11 protein-coding genes and 2 pseudogenes are annotated in these 16,660 nt (G+C 64.4%); 9 read left to right on the forward strand and 4 right to left on the reverse strand.

Translation table 11 applies throughout. From position 1 onward, the window contains the following. Positions 1–50: 50 nt before the first annotated feature. The 3 genes and pseudogenes from ACQP2F_RS15340 (at position 51) to ACQP2F_RS15350 (ending at position 3,044) form a co-directional block, all read left to right on the forward strand. Positions 51–596, forward strand: a complete 546-nt coding sequence (locus tag ACQP2F_RS15340) for an FAD-dependent oxidoreductase (protein WP_433304530.1) — start codon at positions 51–53, stop codon at positions 594–596. Between the two features lie 244 nt (positions 597–840). Next, positions 841–1,642 (forward strand): annotated as a pseudogene (locus ACQP2F_RS15345) (IS5 family transposase). 512 nt (positions 1,643–2,154) lie between these two features. Continuing rightward, a pseudogene (locus tag ACQP2F_RS15350) lies at positions 2,155–3,044 on the forward strand (IS5 family transposase). 567 nt (positions 3,045–3,611) lie between these two features. Here the strand turns inward: ACQP2F_RS15350 and ACQP2F_RS15355 are convergent. After that, a complete protein-coding gene (locus tag ACQP2F_RS15355) occupies positions 3,612–4,106 on the reverse strand; it encodes an RCC1 domain-containing protein (RefSeq protein ID WP_433304532.1) in 495 nt (164 codons plus the stop codon). Between the two features lie 93 nt (positions 4,107–4,199). Then, positions 4,200–5,813, reverse strand: coding sequence for an RCC1 domain-containing protein (locus ACQP2F_RS15360; RefSeq protein ID WP_433304534.1), 1,614 nt, complete (start codon positions 5,811–5,813; stop codon positions 4,200–4,202). A gap of 369 nt (positions 5,814–6,182) precedes the next feature. Between ACQP2F_RS15360 and ACQP2F_RS15365 the strand changes: the two genes are divergently transcribed. Beyond that, positions 6,183–6,806, forward strand: coding sequence for a hypothetical protein (locus tag ACQP2F_RS15365; RefSeq protein WP_433304536.1), 624 nt, complete (start codon positions 6,183–6,185; stop codon positions 6,804–6,806). Positions 6,807–7,197: 391 nt separating this feature from the next. On the opposite strand, the gene ACQP2F_RS15370 is transcribed toward ACQP2F_RS15365, so the two are convergent. Both ACQP2F_RS15370 and ACQP2F_RS15375 read right to left on the reverse strand, forming a co-directional pair. Beyond that, on the reverse strand, positions 7,198–7,992 hold the full coding sequence (locus ACQP2F_RS15370) for an MBL fold metallo-hydrolase (protein WP_433304538.1): 795 nt from the start codon (positions 7,990–7,992) through the stop codon (positions 7,198–7,200). 757 nt (positions 7,993–8,749) lie between these two features. Continuing rightward, complete coding sequence (locus ACQP2F_RS15375; protein WP_433304540.1) at positions 8,750–9,787, reverse strand: ROK family protein; 1,038 nt, start codon at positions 9,785–9,787, stop codon at positions 8,750–8,752. A 217-nt stretch (positions 9,788–10,004) separates the two neighbouring features. Between ACQP2F_RS15375 and ACQP2F_RS15380 the strand changes: the two genes are divergently transcribed. The 5 genes from ACQP2F_RS15380 to ACQP2F_RS15400 all read left to right on the forward strand — a co-directional run bounded on the left by ACQP2F_RS15380 (position 10,005) and on the right by ACQP2F_RS15400 (position 16,422). Beyond that, positions 10,005–11,594 (forward strand): alpha-amylase family glycosyl hydrolase, encoded by a 1,590-nt coding sequence (locus tag ACQP2F_RS15380; RefSeq protein ID WP_433304543.1) that lies wholly within the window; start codon positions 10,005–10,007, stop codon positions 11,592–11,594. Positions 11,595–11,617: 23 nt separating this feature from the next. Beyond that, on the forward strand, positions 11,618–12,913 hold the full coding sequence (locus ACQP2F_RS15385) for an ABC transporter substrate-binding protein (RefSeq protein ID WP_433304545.1): 1,296 nt from the start codon (positions 11,618–11,620) through the stop codon (positions 12,911–12,913). 67 nt (positions 12,914–12,980) lie between these two features. Further along, positions 12,981–13,934, forward strand: a complete 954-nt coding sequence (locus ACQP2F_RS15390) for a carbohydrate ABC transporter permease (protein ID WP_433304547.1) — start codon at positions 12,981–12,983, stop codon at positions 13,932–13,934. After that, the gene (locus ACQP2F_RS15395) at positions 13,931–14,770 is read left to right on the forward strand and encodes a carbohydrate ABC transporter permease (RefSeq protein WP_433304549.1); all 840 of its coding nucleotides are present in this window, start codon (positions 13,931–13,933) and stop codon (positions 14,768–14,770) included. The genes ACQP2F_RS15390 and ACQP2F_RS15395 overlap by 4 nt, the downstream gene beginning before the upstream one ends. Positions 14,771–14,841: 71 nt before the next feature. Beyond that, a complete protein-coding gene (locus ACQP2F_RS15400; protein ID WP_433304551.1) occupies positions 14,842–16,422 on the forward strand; it encodes a ricin-type beta-trefoil lectin domain protein in 1,581 nt (526 codons plus the stop codon). The last annotated feature ends 238 nt before the right edge of the window (positions 16,423–16,660 follow it).

Raw genomic sequence — 16,660 nt, forward strand, 5'->3', positions numbered from 1 at the left:
TCGTCGGCAGCTACCGTCCACTGGTCGAGCATCTGGCCGAGGGTGTCGAGGTGCGATTGCGGCAGCCGATCGACCGGATCCGCGTGCACGACCACGGGGTGCTGCTGCATTCCCGCGACTCGACCGGCGGGGCGGACGCGGTCATCGTCGCGATGCCGATCACGGTGCTCGACACGATCGGTTTCGCTCCGCCGCTGCCCGCGGAGCACCGCGCCGCACTGGGCCGCATCGGTACGGGGCGGGTAGAGAAAGTGGTGCTTCGCTTCGCCGCGCAGTTCTGGCCGGCGCACCGGTCCGGCTACTACCGCATCCACGGACCCGGCGCCGGCAGCGTCAGCGAGTGGCTGGACGCCACGGCCGCCGATGGTACGCCAACCATGGTCGGCGTCTTCGCCGGTCCCTGGCTCGAGACACTATGGTCGGGCTCGGACGCGGAGGTGGCCGACCGCGCCGTGACGATCGTTCATGACGACGTAACGGCCACCCCGCTCGACAAAGCCCAGGCTAGAAGCGTCCCGTACTGTCGCCCGGGGACGGGCTGGAGCCAGGAACGACCAGCCAACGGACCCCTACGGCGCGAAGTAACAGTCGGTTGAAGGCGACCAGAGTCGCAATTGCCGACTCAATTCAAGTGCGGTCGCAGAACTCACGACCAGTACGAGGCAAGACCCAGGGTCAACGTCCGTTTTCCGTTCCAGGTGTGATACCACCAGGCCTTGGTGGGGAAGCGTGACGATTCCTGCCTGAAATTTTTCTCTACAACTAAAAACCCCTAACACGATCTGCTGAATCGATGGTGATCAGCGCTGCGAGGTAGAGATCGTTCTCGTTTCGCTGGTCGTGGGCAGGCCGTGGGATGTTGATGACCGGTTGTGGGAGTGATCGAGCCGTTGCTGCCGCCGTGGCCGGACAGGTCTCCGGGGCCGCGGCCGGTCCCGGACCGGCAGTGTTTGCAGGGCATCTTGTTCGTGCTGCACACCGGGATCGGCTGGGAAGACCTGCCGCAGGAACTCGGCTTCGGGTTCGGGATGACCTGCTGGCGGCGGCTGCACCGCTGGACCGAAGCAGGCGTGTTCGACCAGGTGCACCACCTCCTGCTCGCCAAGTTGAACGCGGCGAACCGGATCGACTGGAGCAGGGCGGCGATGGACGGCAGCCACATCGACGCGAAAAAGGGGGCGCTGGAACCGGCCCGTCACCGGTCAACCGCGCCAAGCCCGGCTCCAAACACCACCTGCTCTGCGACGGTAACGGCACCCCGATCTATGTCCTGACCAGCGGCGCGAACGTGCCCGACATCAGCCGTGCCGTCGACCTGCTCGACGGCTACCCGGCGATCGCCGGCCGTCCGGGACGGCCACAGCGCCGCTTCGAGGTCCTGCTCGCCGACAAGGGATACAGCAGCGAAGCATTCCGCCATGCCTGCCGCGAGCGGGGTACCGAACCGATCATCCCGAAGCCCAAAACGCCCGGGATCAAAGGCCTGGGAAAGCTGCGCTACGTCGTCGAACAGACGTTCGCCCTGCTGCACCAGTTCCGCCGACTCGCCGTGCGCTGGGAACGCCGCCTCGACATCCACGATGGTCTCGTCAGCCTCGCCTGCGCCCTCATCTGCTGGCGCCCGCTTGATCAAATGGACTGATCAGAGATCGTGATAGCGGCTTTAACCGTTAAAGTAACAGCCGAGCGTTCACGACCATCGAGCGCAGGAGGGCCCACGCCGCCGCTAGCCGGATAGACCCGGTTGTCACGGCTTACAAAAGCAGGGAGCGTTACTTCCGCCAACTCGGGGCGCTTCATCTGGATTACCGGTCCGCAGTGGGCCCTCCCCGCGCCGAGAACGGGCGACGAATCAGCGGCGGTTGCGGTGCCTGGTGAGGGCATCGCCGGTAGCCTTGAGCTAGGCGAAATCTAGTGCCTCGCCATTGAACGCCGGCCGGATGATCCATGGATTCGGAGGTCGCTCGAGCAGGTTGTCTCCATCGTTGTTGTGGCAGGTGGTGCCGTGTGGACCGACGCCCGGAGGAGCTTCTGCGGGCGCTGTCAATGGTGACAGCCAGCGGCTCTAGCAGATCACTCGGACGGCGAAAACTCCGCTAGGTTCTGTCTCTTAGATCATCGTGGCGATCATGGGCGTCGATCGTTGGATCGGGTGTGGCGCGTGGTGATTTGACGAACCAGGAATGGGCTGTGCTGGCGCCGTTGCTGCCGGCGCAGCCGGTTCAGGGCCGGCGGTGGCGTGATCACCGGCAGGTGATCAACGCGATCTGCTGGGTCAAGCGCACCGGTTCACCCTGGCGGGACCTGCCCGAACGGTACGGGCCGTGGAAGACGCCGTACCAACGTTTCCGCCGGTGGGCGGCCGATGGCACCTGGGCGCGGTTGAAAGCCCAGGTCGTCACGCTTGCCGAACTCGACGACGACATCGACTGGGACGCCCAGGTCGACGCCACGATCGTGCGCACCCATCAGCATGCTGCCGGGGCCGCAAAAAGGGGCTCGACGTCGCCGCGACGCAGGCACGCGAAGGCATCGGACGCTCCCGCGGCGGGCTGACCACGAAAATCCACACCCTGGCCGACGGCCGGGGCCGGTCGCTGGCATCGCTGATCACGCCCGGGCAAGCCGCCGACACCCAGCAGCTGATCCCGCTGCTCAACCAGGTTCGGGTGGCCACACCCGGACCTGGGCGCCCGCGTGTGCGTCCGAACTCGTTAACCGGCGACCGGGCGTACTCGTCACGGGCCAACCGCAAGGCCTTGCGGGACAAACACATCGCCACCACGATCCCGCAGCCGCGTGACCAGGTCGCCAACCGGCTGCGCAAGGGCCGCAACGGCGGCCGGCCACCCGCGTTCGACCCGCACGCCTACAAGCGGCGCAACCAGGTCGAACGCGGCTTCAACCGGCGCAAACACTGGCGCGGACTGGCCACCCGTTACGACAAGCTCGGCGCCCACTTTCAAGCCACCCTCGACCTCGTCGAAATGCTCGACTGGCTCCGAGCCGTACCCGACAGACTTGATCTAAGAGACAGAACCTAGGGCTGCGCGGGGCGATGGGTTGTCTCGATGCCCGGCCGGGGTCAGCCGGTGCCGGACATCGCACTCTACTCAAAGCCACCGAGGACTTTGTCCATGACGTGATCCACGTTTTCAACGAGCGTGCGTTCGACACGCCGGAGCGGAAATGCAGAGTCCAATGGACAAAATCAATGAGCAGATCGGCGATTGGACCGGGGTGTTCGCCAATAGAGAACGCCTATTGCTGGGGTGGCCGTTCTCCGGCTAATCGCTGGTCAAGCTGCACTAATACCTGACTGAGAGCGGCCATCTCGAGACGATCAGCGGCGAGACCGGTCGGGAGGATCTGTCACTAGCGCTGCATCACCTGGCGCCAACTTACGGAGGCGCCGATGACCGCACCCGCCGGCCATTGCCGGCGATTGCGCCGCTGGTTGCTACGGACGGTCTCCTTCGGCATCAGCGGCTTCCGCGCATCCCGTGTTTCGCTGCCCCGATCGCCACACGACAATCCTCGGCAACGTGCCCGTGATCGCGAAGGATCATTTCTTCCGGGCGTGCTCCCGACGCCAATGTTCGAAGCGTTCGTCAAGAGATGATCATGATGTGGTTGGCGGCGTAGCCGACGCTGAGGGCTTTGCCTGTGCCGCCGGGGACTTGGGTGAGGCCGGCGCGTGGGGTGGTGTCGCCTTGCCCGGTCTGTCCGTGTGCGTTGAGGCCGAAGCACCAGATGGTGTCGTCGGTGCGTCGGGCGCAGGTGTGTTGCTCGCCGGCGCTGACGGTGGCCCAGGTGTTGTTGGTGCCGACCTGTGTGGGGGTGGTTTGGTCGCCGGTGGTGCCGGGTTGGCCGGCTTGGTGAGACCAGTTGGCGCCCCAGCACCAGAGGGTGCCGTCGGTGCGGGTCGCGCAGGTGTGGTAGCCGCCGGTGCTGACGGTGGCCCAGGTGGTGGTGGTGCCGACCTGCAGAGGGGTGTTGGTGTCGTTCCAGTTGCCTTGGCCGAGCCAGCCGTCCCAGTTCGCGCCCCAGCACCAGAGGGTGCCGTTGGAGCGTAGCGCGCAGGTGTATTCGCTGCCGGCGGACACTGTCCGCCATGTGGTGGCAGTGCCGACCTGGACCGGGGTGCTGCTGCTGGTGTTGGTGGCGGTGCCCAGTTGGCCGTTGCTGTTGTCGCCCCATCACCAGAGGGTGCCGTCGGTGCGGATGCCGCAGCTGTGACGGCCGCCGAGGGCGACGGTCCACCAGGTGGCGGTGCCGACCTGGGTCGGAACGTTTGAGTTGCTGGTGGAGGTGCCGAGCCGGCCGTTGCCGGTGTCGCCCCAGCACCACAGGCTGGCGTCGGCGCGGATGGCGCACGTGTGTAGGGAGCCGGCGTACACGCGCCGCCAGGTGGTGGCGGTACCGACCTGGGTGGGGTTGGCGTGTTCGATCCAGTCACCGGTGCCGAGCTGGCCCGAGCTGTTGTCGCCCCAGCACCACAGGGTGTAGTCGGTGCGGATCGCGCAGGAGTGGCTCTGACCGGCGGCGACCGGCCCGGTCCAGGTGGTCACCGCGCCCAGCTGGCCGGGGGTGGTCACGCTGGTCGGCGCGCCGGTGCCGAGCTGACCCCAGGTGTTGCGTCCCCAGCAGTAGAGGGCGCCGGTCGTGGTGATCGCGCAGACATGGTACCGCCCGGCGCTGATACTGGTGTAAGCACCGCTGACCGGCGCCGGGTAGGAGTGGTTGTAGCGGTTGCCCTCACCGACCTGCCCGTAGCCGTTAGCGCCCCAACACTGCAGGGTGTTGTCGGTGCGCCGCGCGCAGGTGGTCTGGCCGTAGGTGCTGACCGTTGCCCATGTCGTGGCCGCGGTGACCTCCTGCTGCGGGGCCAGCGCGGTGGTGTTAGTGTTCGAGCCCAGTTGCCCGGCGTCGTTTCCTCCCCAGCACCACAGGGTGTGGTCGGTACGCAGCGCGCAGGTGTGGGTAAGGCCGGCGGCAACGGCTGTCCAGGTGTTCGCCGCGCCGACCTGGGCCGGGGTGAGGGTGCTCGTGGTGGTGTTGAGCCCAAGCTGACCGTCGTAGTTGGCTCCCCAGCAGTACAGTTTGCCGGTGTTCACGGCGCAGGTGTGCCCGAAACCCGCGCCGACTGCGGTCCAGCCGGTGCCCGACCCGACCTGGGTCGGGCTGGTGCGTTGGGTGTAGTCACCCAGCCCGAGCTGCCCGGCCCAGTTGTCGCCCCAGCACCACAGCGTGCCGTCGGTGCGTATCGCGCAGGTGTGCGATTCGCCAGCGCTGAGCGACGCCCACGTGCTCGCCCCGGTCGCCTCCTGGACGATCAAGCCTGCATTGTTGGTGTTGCCAACGCCCAACTGCCCCTGGCTGTTCTTACCGATGCACCACAACGTGCCGGCCGTGGCGATCGCGCACGTGAACTCGAAGCCTAAGCTCACCGCCGACCAGGTCCTCGACGTGTCCATCTGCACCGGCGTGGCTTGCTCGACCTGGTTATAGCCGGCCAGCTGAGCATTGTCGTTGTTGCCCCAGCACCACCACGTCCCGTCCGACCGGATCCCGCACGTGTGGTTGTAGCCGGCGGATACTTGCGTCCAGGTCGTCACCGACCCGACCTGCACCGGCGTGGTCTGCGGGGCAGCAGCTACCAGACCGGTCTGCCCGTCCCCGCTCGCCCCCCACCCCACGATCGGCCCGGTCGCGAAAAACAAGGCGGTACCCACCGACGCGGGCCGGGACACCGCCGCGGTGAACACCGCGACCGCCGCCACCGGCACCCCCACCACCGCCAGCACCACCACGACCACCGACGCTACCCATCGCCACGACCGCCTGGTCTGCCGCGCCACCCGCGCCCCGCGATCGCCCCCAGGGGAAGACGGCCATCCCGAGCCCGGCACTGCGATCTCCATCAAGTCCTCACTTCGTGGGGCACTCTTTTGATCGGTGCCCCTGCAGCCCTTATCGGCCCCACGCCGGCAAGACTGAGCCGATCCGGCCACTTGCCGGGTCGTGCCACGGTGCCGATCGGGCGAAGCCGATGGCATGACGAGGACGCGTCACCGCGAGTTGAGCCGAGTCTTTCGCGGCGCTCAGGATCGACGCGTATTGGCCGATCTTGACAGCCGAGTCAACTACCGCGACCTGTGCTGGAAGAAGGTGACACCCGGATGGGCGTGAACAACACTTCACGCCAGGCTCAACCCGGACGTCACCGGCGCCTCGCTCGACGCCCTAACCGTGCACGGTTGATTATGCTCGTTGGTCTGCTTGCAGTCGGCGGGCTGCGACTGTGGGAGCCGGCCCGGGCCGCATTCACCGCGAGTACACAGAATATGTCCAACGGTTGGTCGTCCGGAACCGTGACACTTAGCGGTGACACCACGTCCAGCGTTTTCCAGCTTGTCGGGTTGACACCGCGGTCGGCGGCTCAGGCGTCGTGCATTCGGATCACCTACACCGGCTCGCTCGGCGCCCGAGTTCGGCTATTCGCTGCCGCAAGCGGCGTGCTGGCCGAGTACGTCCAGTTTAGCGTCGATGAGGGTGATGCCGGTGGCGACGGCGACTGCACGGGATTCAGCGCCAGCGGAGCAACCTTCACCGGCACCTTGGCTTCGTTCGCCGCCACCTTCGACACGGCGGCAAATGGTTTCGGCAATTTCACCCCACCGGCATCAGGGGCGAATCGGTTCAAGGTCTACCGCATCGCCACCTCCGTGCGCCCCGGCACCCCCGAGTATCTCCAAGATCAGTCGGCGAGCGCGACGTTCACCTGGCAGGCGCAAAGCCCCTAGCGGTATGAAGGTCCTGTCGGTCAAAATCGGGTCATACCCGGTCCGGCATCTTGACAAGTTCCCTTACCCTAAATGTTCATCCTTCTCGGGTGACACTTCTGCGGGCTATGGGTCACGTGGTGTTGGAAAGAAGGCTTGTGCTACGCGTGCGACGCCCACGTATGTATGTATGGGGCAACCCTTCTGCAGTGCTGACGGGCAAGCACTCATCGCCATCACGCTTTTACCCATCTCTGAGGGGCGAGAGCAGACCCTCCCGTCACTTCCTTCCCTGATGGATCAAGGACACTTTTCGGCCATCCGGAGTGACGGGGCCCAACTCTTTGATGGCGTGATATCCGAACGGCCTGCCGCTGTTCTTGTGCGAATCGTCTAAACCATGGTCGAGATGCTACTCCGCCGACTGGCGGCGCAGCTTTTCGAACGTGTCTGCATCGTGCGCGCAAAAGATGTCCCAGGGTGGATTGGGTTGAGCGCGCAGATCGCGGAGCCTGGCGTGGTTGTCGATAACTTGCCTTTTGTCGAAAGCCAATAGGCTTTCCATCACGCGCAGCACGCGGGGAACGTCAGCGCCGCGTGCTTCGATGCTCGCGGGGTGGTAGAAGGCGTCACCAGCGTGCAGCAGCCACCTGTCGCCGTTCCTTATCGCCACACAGGCGTGTCCGCGCGTGTGGCCGGGCATGGGAATGAGGACTATGTCGTGGCTGATGTCCACCATGACGTTCGCGGCGGTGAAACCTCGCCATGCTTCTCCCTCGCGACGGTGCTCGACTATTCGCGGCCGATGAGACCACTGGGACGCTCTGTAACGTAGTCGTTCGAAGCCTGTGGGCGCCCTCATGGCGGCATCGATCTCGTCGACCGTTACATGGATGGCAGCCTCGGGAAAGTCGGCAATCCCGCCGATGTGATCGACGTCGAAATGCGTGACGATGATGTGCCGCACGTCGCTGCGCCGGTATCCGAGGTGCTCGACCTGCCGGGCGGCTGTTTCCTTGACGTCGAGCGTCGGTTTCAGTATGTGTCTCGAGGGTCCCACACGTTTGGACGGAGTCACTATGTCGTGCAGCCCGTATCCAGAATCGACGAGCACCAGGCCACGTTCGGTCTCCAGCAGCAGCACGTGGCAGACCAACTGGACCGACAGCAACCTCATGCTACCGCAATTCAAATGATGAATTCTCATGCTTATCCGCTCTGCGGGTCTTGGAGATTGACAGTACAGCGTCCAACGCCAGGCGTGCGCCACGAAAATGCCCTCACTGGCAGCGAATGGTGAGGTCGCTGTTCGAGCCCGCATTGTCATAGGCGACCGGAGGGCGACGGCTGTACGAATGGTCGTGGCATTCGGCCGGGCGACCGTAGCCGCCGGCCGGATTCGGGCCACGCTGGTGGCCCGCTAGGTGAAGCGTTGATAGGCGGTACCCGGTTCCTAAAAGCCTTAGCACATCTTGCGTAGTGGTGACTGGAGCCTTGGACCAGCCAATCCTGTTGCTGGCCGGCTGTCGCGCCGCCGGCAACACGACCAAGGCACCGTCAGTGAGCTCCAAACTGCAGAGCCCTCGCTGCTGGGCTCAGTGTCAGCCACACCGTTTGATGAACGCTGGCCTAGGCGACACGGACGCCGCGAGTGCCCAAAAGGCATATGAGGGTGAGGTGCAGCGGCTTGGGCCAGAGTAGGCGGCGGCGATCGAGCCCAGGTCGAACCGCAATCTCGGACTAGCCGGCCCGAACGATGCGCCGCACCAATCCTCGAAGAATTGGTCAACCGCCCATTGATTGTCAAGTCGGTCAGAGAACGGGTGTTGCCGGGAACCGGCCGCGCCGCACCGGCACCGAGCCGCGACGCGCGAAAGATGCGTATCGGGCGCGTCAGCGGCGGCGATGGGCGGGTCCGCGGGCGACGTCGGATGCAACTGGGAGGCGTGGGTTCTTCTGGGCCTTCACGGGGCACCGAAGTACTCTTCCTCCAAATGGTCGAGAGCCAGCCGGACAGCGCCAAGAGCAACGTTCTGCTCGCCCAGGAACGATGCCTGCACCGGTATCGGGAACAGGCATAGCTCGTCCAGGCGCTGTTTGAGTGGTTTGATCAGGATGTCGCCTGCGTAGGACAATCCGCCGCCGATGACGACCTTGTCGGGGTCGATGACAAGGCACGAGGCCGCGATGCCGGTGGCCAGGTCGTCGATAAACTCCGGGTCGTCGACCGGCTTGCCCGCTGCGAGGGCGTCGCGTCCTTCGTACCAGCGCGCGGCCCGCAGAACGCCTATCTCACCGGCGGCGCCGTGGCTGCCTTCGCGGACTCGTCCGTCGATGAGGATGCCGACTGAGAACTGGTGACCGGCCAGGATGTACACCACGTCCGCGGTGTCCCCGGCGACTCCGCACCAATGTTCTGCTAGTGCACCCACATTGGCATCGTTGCCGACCAGTACTGTCCCGCGGCCGATACCGGACAGTTCCTTCCTCAGGTTCACCCCCTCCCACCGGCGCAGGGCAGGGGAGCGGATGACCGTTCCGGTCGCGGGGTCGAGCATGCCAGTCGACCCTACGCCGATGGCAAGTACGTCCTCGAGCCGAACGGAGGCGGAACGAGCGGCTCGTTTGAGTGCCGTGCGTGTCGCGTCTAAGCGTTCGGGGTTGCTGTGATCTGCCGACACGTCGACGCGGTGACTTCCCAGGATGCCCCCTGCAAGATCGGTACATAGCGCCAAAACCTTATGGATCCCGATGTCCACGCCGAGGACAAACCCGTACTCCGATCGAAATCGGAAGCGCTTGGCCGGTCGTCCGACCGGCCGCGGTACCTCCGGGTTCACCGTCACCTCGGTGACCAACTCGCGCTCGACCAGTTCGGAGACGGCGTCCTCGCACGAGGGCCTAGACATCCCTGTCCGTTGAGTTATCTCGGTCAGGGTCAGACCGGTGGCCGCAGCGGTGGTGTTGGCCGCCTCGTGTCGCAGTACTTGCAGAACCGCCACCGCTGAAGCACGGGTGAGCGGCAGTGCGGGCCTGGCACGGGGTGCCGTTGCATCCATGTGATCTCCGGGGTCTTGACGCTGTGCCGGGCGGGTGCAAGCATCTTAACCCCCTCGAAATATTAAATCCATCTGCGATAATAATGCAAGATCTGTTGATCTCACCTCTGCAGGTCAGGGCCATGCAAGCGGCCTACGAACGATCGGCTACCACGCGCTTATGTTGAAGACCTCGTCCGCACTATCTTGGCTGTCCGAGGCGGTGCTGTACCAGATCTATCCCCAGACCTTCGCTGATGCCAACGGCGACGGCGTCGGCGATCTGGTCGGCATCACCGAACGTCTGGACTATTTGCAGTGGCTCGGCGTCACTGCAGTCTGGCTGAGCCCCTGCTTCGCCTCAGAGTTCGGCGACGCCGGCTACGACGTGACCGACTACTTCCGCATCGCACCCCGGTACGGAACGAACGAAGATTTGGACACACTCATCGACGCGGCGCGCCGTCGAGGCATTCGGATTCTGCTCGACCTGGTGCCCGGGCACACCTCGCATCGCCATCCGTGGTTCCGGGAGTCGGCCAACACGCCTGGCGACGATCGATACATTTGGTCTCAGGAGGTGCCTTCACCAATGCGGGAATGGGTACCGAACCTGGGCGCTCGTGGAGGCTTCTATCGGGCCAACTTCTACCCAATCCAACCGGCGCTGAACTTCGGCTACGCGCGGCCGAACCCGGCCGAGCCGTGGCGTCAGCCCGTTGACGCGGAAGGTCCTCGAGCCAACCGGGCCGCGTTGCGCGACATCATGCGGTTCTGGTTCGACCGCGGCGTGTCGGGTTTCCGCGTTGACATGGCGTACTCCTTGGTCAAGGACGACCCCGATGCGACGCAGACGAGCCGCCTCTGGGCGGAGATGCGGGAGTGGATCGATCGTCACTACCCGCACTGCGCCCTGCTCGCGGAATGGGGTAGGCCCCAGGTCGCGATTCCCGCCGGGTTTCACTCCGACTTCTTCTTGCACTTCGAGGGGGCCGCGCTGCGGTCGTTGTGGGACAACAACGCCGGAAGCATCGGGCCGTGGAGCGATGGTCGAGCCTGCTATTTCGATCCTGAGGGTCTCGGGACGGTACGGGAGTTCCTGGACGCCTGGCAGGAGGCGGAGGCCGCGGGACGCGGCCGCGGTATCACCGCCTTGCCGACCGCTAACCACGATTTCTCAAGATTGACCTGCGGTCCCCGCACGCGCGAGATGGTGGCCGCCGCCTTCGCTCTCCAGCTAACCTGGCCGTCCCTGCCGGTCATCTACTACGGCGACGAAATCGGTATGCGGTACGTGCCCGGACTGCCCGACAAAGAAGGCAGTCAACTCGATACCCAAGCCCGGCAGGGCTCCCGAACGCCGATGCAATGGGATGATGGGCCCAACGCAGGGTTCTCGTCCGGCCGCGCCGAAGACCTCTACCTGCCGATCGACCCCGATCCGCATCGGCCGACCGTCGCTTCCGACATGGCCGACGATGCCTCGTTGTTGCATCAGGTCCGCAACCTCATCACCTTGCGCCGCCATCAGTCGGCGCTAGGAGCGCACGCGCCCGTGCACGTCCTGCACCGTGACTATCCCTTTGTCTACACCCGGGGCACCGATCACCTAGTCGTCATCAACGGGGCGGAGAAGCCGGCCATGGCGCCTCTGCCGGAAATACGAACCGTCCGGCCGCTGGCCGTCAACGGTGTTGAGGTGATTGATGGACAGACCCGAGCGCAAGGCTTTTCGTACGGAATCTTCGAGATCTCAACAGCGCCACGCTGACAACACACCTTGAGGAGAACCACGTGAATCGTCGATCCTTTCTCGCCGCGGCCGGTGCTGTCGCCGCCGCAGCCACCGCCGGATGCACCGCGGGCGGTGACTCCGGCAAGTCCTCCCCGGGCGACAGCTCCGTAGAGTTGACCTTTTTGACCTTTGAGACCCCGAACCTCGACGCGGCGTACTGGGACGGCGCGATCGCGCGTGCGTCCGCCAAGGTCCCCGGCATCACGATCAAGAAGCTGGTGTCGCCGATCGTCGACCGCACCGCCTACGTCAAGCAGCTGGACTCTTCCGGTCAGATGCCCGACATCATGCCCGCGATCACCGTTGCGGGATTCGCGCAGTCGGGAAAGCTCGCCGATTTCACTCCCGATGAGCTCAAGGACTACGTCTTTCCGCAGGCAAACGCTGTCAACGGCAAGATCTACCAGCTGCCTTACAACACCCAGACCATCCCGATGGTGTACTACAACAAAACCATGTTCGCCAGGGCCGGTATCACGGCGCCGCCCAAGACCTACAGCGAATTCCTCGACGTCGGGGCCAAGCTCAAGAACGCCGGGATCAACCCGATCGTTCTCGGCGGTGGCGGCAAAGACACCTGGGCCGACATGTACCCGCTTATCGCCACCGTCGCCACCGACGTCTACAACACCAACGAGGCCTGGCTGGCCGACCGGGTCGCCGGCAAGGTCACCTTCACCGACCCCACGTTCGTCAAGGCTGTTGCCAAGGTCGCCGCGCTGGCCAACAACGGCTACATCGACAAGGCGGGACTGAGCCGCTCGTACCCCGACACCGAAAAGGCCTTTCTCGACGGCAAGGGTGCCATGTACCCGATGGGGTCGTGGTTCACCGCGGCCGCCGACGGCAAGAAGCCCGGATTCGACATCGGCGTGTTCGCCTGGCCCACCGACGACGGGTCCCTGCTCGTGCCCGCCTACACCGGTGGAGGACTGAGTGTCAGCGCCAAAGCCAAGAATGTCGAACTGGCCAAGAAGTGGGCGCTGGCTTTCCAGTCGGACAAGACTAACCTCGACGCCATCGTCAAGGGTGACGGCGCCATCATCGCGATCAAGGGGTACCAACCGCCGACCGACATGGGGCCGGTGTACAAGGCGACCGTCGCCGTGTACGACGAAGCGCTCAAGTCCGGGAAGGTGACCACGGCCTTCTCCCAGGAGAACGGCGACGCGGCGCTGCTTCCCGGCGTCGCGGACAAGGCGGCTCTCGGCGTTCAGGATCTGCTGACCGGTAAGAAGGACGCCCCGGCGTTCGCGAAGTTCCTGGACGCCGAGTGGGCTAAGGCCAAGCCGTGACAACGTGCCGGCCCGCGAACGCCTCGGCGACCGCCGCATCCGTCGTTCTCGTCGAGGACGGTCTGGTATGACCGCAACCAAGGTCGCGCCCGTCGCGACCCATCGGGCAAGGAAACCGCCGCCCGCCCGCAGACCCGGCAGCAGGGTCAGGGACGCGAAACTGCTCCACTTCGGTGCGTTCGGGCTGCCGTCTCTCGCCCTGTACGCGGGCTTTGTGCTGATCCCGATCGGAATGGCCGCCGCCTACAGCCTGACCAACCGGAATCTGCTGAATCCGCCGACGCGCTGGGTCGGCCTTCACAACTACGCGACACTGGTGCAGGACTCGGCCTTCTGGCGCGTTCTGCTCAACACCTTCGTCATTACCGTAATCGTCACGGTCGGCGCAAACGCGATCGGTCTCGCGGTCGCGGTCATGCTGGATCGCCGCGGCTGGCTCTACAACACCCTGCGCAGCGTCTATTTCGTCCCCGTTGTCCTCAGCGGTGTCGTGGTCAGTGTGATCTGGCAAGCAATCTTGACCGACGACGGCTTGCTCAACGCGACACTGCGGCGCCTGGGGGTCGAGCACCCGCCCGGTTGGCTCTCCGATCCGTCGATCGCGTTGTACACGCTCAGCGGAATTGTGACCTGGCAGATGGTCGGCTTCTGCGTCGTGGTCTACCTGGCCGGACTGCAAGCCGTGCCCTCGGAACTGCAGGAAGCGGCTGCCGTCGACGGGGCCGGACCGGTGCAACGCTTCTGTAGCATCACCTGGCCGCTGCTCGCCCCGTCGCTGACCATCAATACCGTCATGCTGCTGATCAGCACCTTCAAGATCTACGACCACGTACAGGTGATCACCAACGGGGGACCCGGAGACGGGACCACCAGCACCATCGCGTTCGACGTCATCCAGACCGGCCTGGCCGGAAACCGTAGCGGCTACGCCTCGGCTGTCGCCGTCGTCATGCTCGTCGTCGTAGCATGCGCGTCGATCCTGGTTCTCAATGTCCTGCAACGCCGGGAGCTGAGCGCATGACCAGCCGCAACGGGTACGCTCCCGCGTGGCTGCGGCCCGTGGTGGCAACCTTCGTCACTGCCATCTTCTTCCTGCCCCTCTACCTGGTGCTCGTCAACGTCTTCAAGCCCGGAGACAAGATCATCGGGCAGCCGGCTGGTCTGCCGTTCCCTGCCACCTTCGACAACATCAAGCAGGTTCTCAACCGTCCCGATCACCTGTTCTGGTACGGCCTCGTCAACAGCGTGGAAGTCACCGCAGTCTCGATCGTCGTGCTGACGGTGCTGTCAGCGATGTGCGGCTACTGGCTGGCCCGCAGTAAGGGCGCCGCCGCCAAAATCATGCTCGTCGTCATGCTCGCCGGCCTGATGATTCCCCCTGCCGTCATCATCGCGCCGATCACCGAAGTCCTGCGTTCGATCGGGCAGATGAACTCGGTCGTGGGTCTGGTGCTGGTCAACGTCGGATACTACGTCCCGTTCGGCGTCTTTGTTTTCGCGGGCTTCGTCAGAACCATCCCGATAACGATCGAGGAAGCGGCCGTCATCGACGGGGCCAGCCGCATGCGGGTGTTCTGGCAGATCGTTTTCCCGCTTTTGCGACCGGCGGCAGCGAGCGTGTTGATCTTCCTGGGTGTGTGGATCTGGAACGACTTCCTCAACCCACTGATCATCTTGGGCCCGGCCGCCGGGACAACCGTCACGGTCGGAATCTACCGGGCGGTCGGCGAGCATCAGCAGGACTACGGATCTGTCTTCGCCCTCATGTTCCTTGCTACGGTACCGATTCTCGCCTTCTACCTGATCTTCCAGAAGTATTTCGTCAAAGGATTGACCGCTGGCGCCAGCAAGACCTGACGCCGAAAGGCGCTGCCGGCACCACAGCGCTTCACCAGATCACGATCTTATAAAACAGGGAAGGGAGTCAAGTGAGAAGTCTTCGAACGAAAGTGGCCGGAGCAGTTGTTCTTCTGCTCGGCATCTGCCTCGCCGCCGGACCCGCATCCCCCGCGCAGGCAGCATACGGTGGCGCGGAACGAACCGGCTGGATGCGCGGCAACTTCGGCCTGATGGAGCACTGGCTGGCTCAGGGCTGCCCTGGCAACTTGCCAACCCCCACCTCGTCAAGCTGCGGAGACCCCGTTCCCACCCCCGCCTCTTGGAACCAGCGCGTCAACGCCTACCAGGTGGCAGGAGTGGTTGGCCAGCTCAAGTCGGTTGGTGCAGGCTATTTCATTTTGGCCGTCGGGCAGAATGACGGCTTTTGGGCTTCGCCCAATACCACCTACGACAAGCTGGTGGCGGCGTCGGGGCACCCTAGTCGACTGAGCACGCGCGACCTGATCGCCGACATGGGCACCGCGTTGCACGCCAATGGTCTGAAATTCATCGTCTATGTCAACCTCGACGGGCCGAGTCTGGACCCCTGGGCCTGGGACCATCTCGGAGGTGACCCCAAGACACGAGGAATACCCACTGCGCCCGCATACCAGAAAAATTGGATCAACGTGCTTAAAGAGTGGGCGACCCGATGGGGTGACAAGGTCGACGGCTTCTTTGTGGACGGAGCCAAAGCAGGAACTACCAGATCAATCCTAGCTCCGGGTGGTAACGGTGCAGACCCGGTGTACTGCCCGGCAACTCCCACCACGGCCTGCCCGTACCCGACACTCGGCGCCTATTACACGGCGGTTGCGGCAGCTGTCCGCATCAAGAACCCGGCAGCGCTCGTAGCCCTCAACCCGGGGGGAGGACCGCTGCCGAGAAGCGACAAGCCAGTGTCGGACTTTCTTCCAGGTGAGACAACCGACGCGCTTTGGGCGAGCCGGCTCAGTATGCGCAAGGAATTCATCGATGACCGGGGCACGTCCCTGCGTTATCACCTGCTCGCGGAGTCGCAGAGCAGGTGGGGTGCTGCCTACAACGCTGGTCTCAAACACAGCGACGCAGAAATCGTCAAATATTCACAACAGGTCACTGAGGTAGGCGGCGCAATGACCTGGGATGTCGGCTATCACCGCGACACCGGCCTGCTTTCCGAGGTGGCTTTGCAGCAGATGAAGAAGGTGGGACAGGGCCTCGGCAAACTCCCCGGAGCGATTCGAGGGGTCGAAAGTACGCGCTGCGTCGACGTTCCGGGAGCCAACGCGGCGAACGGCAATGAGGTGTTGCTCTACGGCTGCCACGGGAAAACGAACCAGCAATGGACATTCAATCGCAGCGCCGGCACCATGCGCTCGCTCGGCAAGTGTCTCGACGTCCAGCAAGGCATCAGCGCTGACGGCACCCCGGTGCAGCTGTTCAGCTGTAACTCCACCGCTGCACAGAAGTGGAGCTACGACTCGAACTCCAGAACCCTGAAGGCATTGGGGAAGTGCCTGACGGCCGGCGGCACGCAAGACAAGTCGACGGTGACCATCAGCACCTGCAAGGTCCAATACGATTCCGCCACGAAGAAATACACGGTACCTAGCCAGCAGTGGGACCTGTTCAACGCTCCAACCATTTGATCCTTCAGCCCGTGAGGCGCGGTGCGCCTCACGGGCTCGTCACCGCGGCACCAAGAAGCCGGTATCTGGTTGTCCGAGCGGAAGCAGTTTGATTCCCAACTTGTGATGACGCTCAGGTCGCCTTATGCCCCGGACGGTCTGCGCCGCCATCTTGCTGCAATGGTGCTGTAAGGCCGTAGCCACGCTCCGCGACAGTGGCAAATCATCCGCGGGTTACCCAGCGATGTTGCCCTGCAGT

Source organism: Actinoplanes sp. CA-030573 (assembly GCF_050951115.1).
Lineage (GTDB): Bacteria > Actinomycetota > Actinomycetes > Mycobacteriales > Micromonosporaceae > Actinoplanes.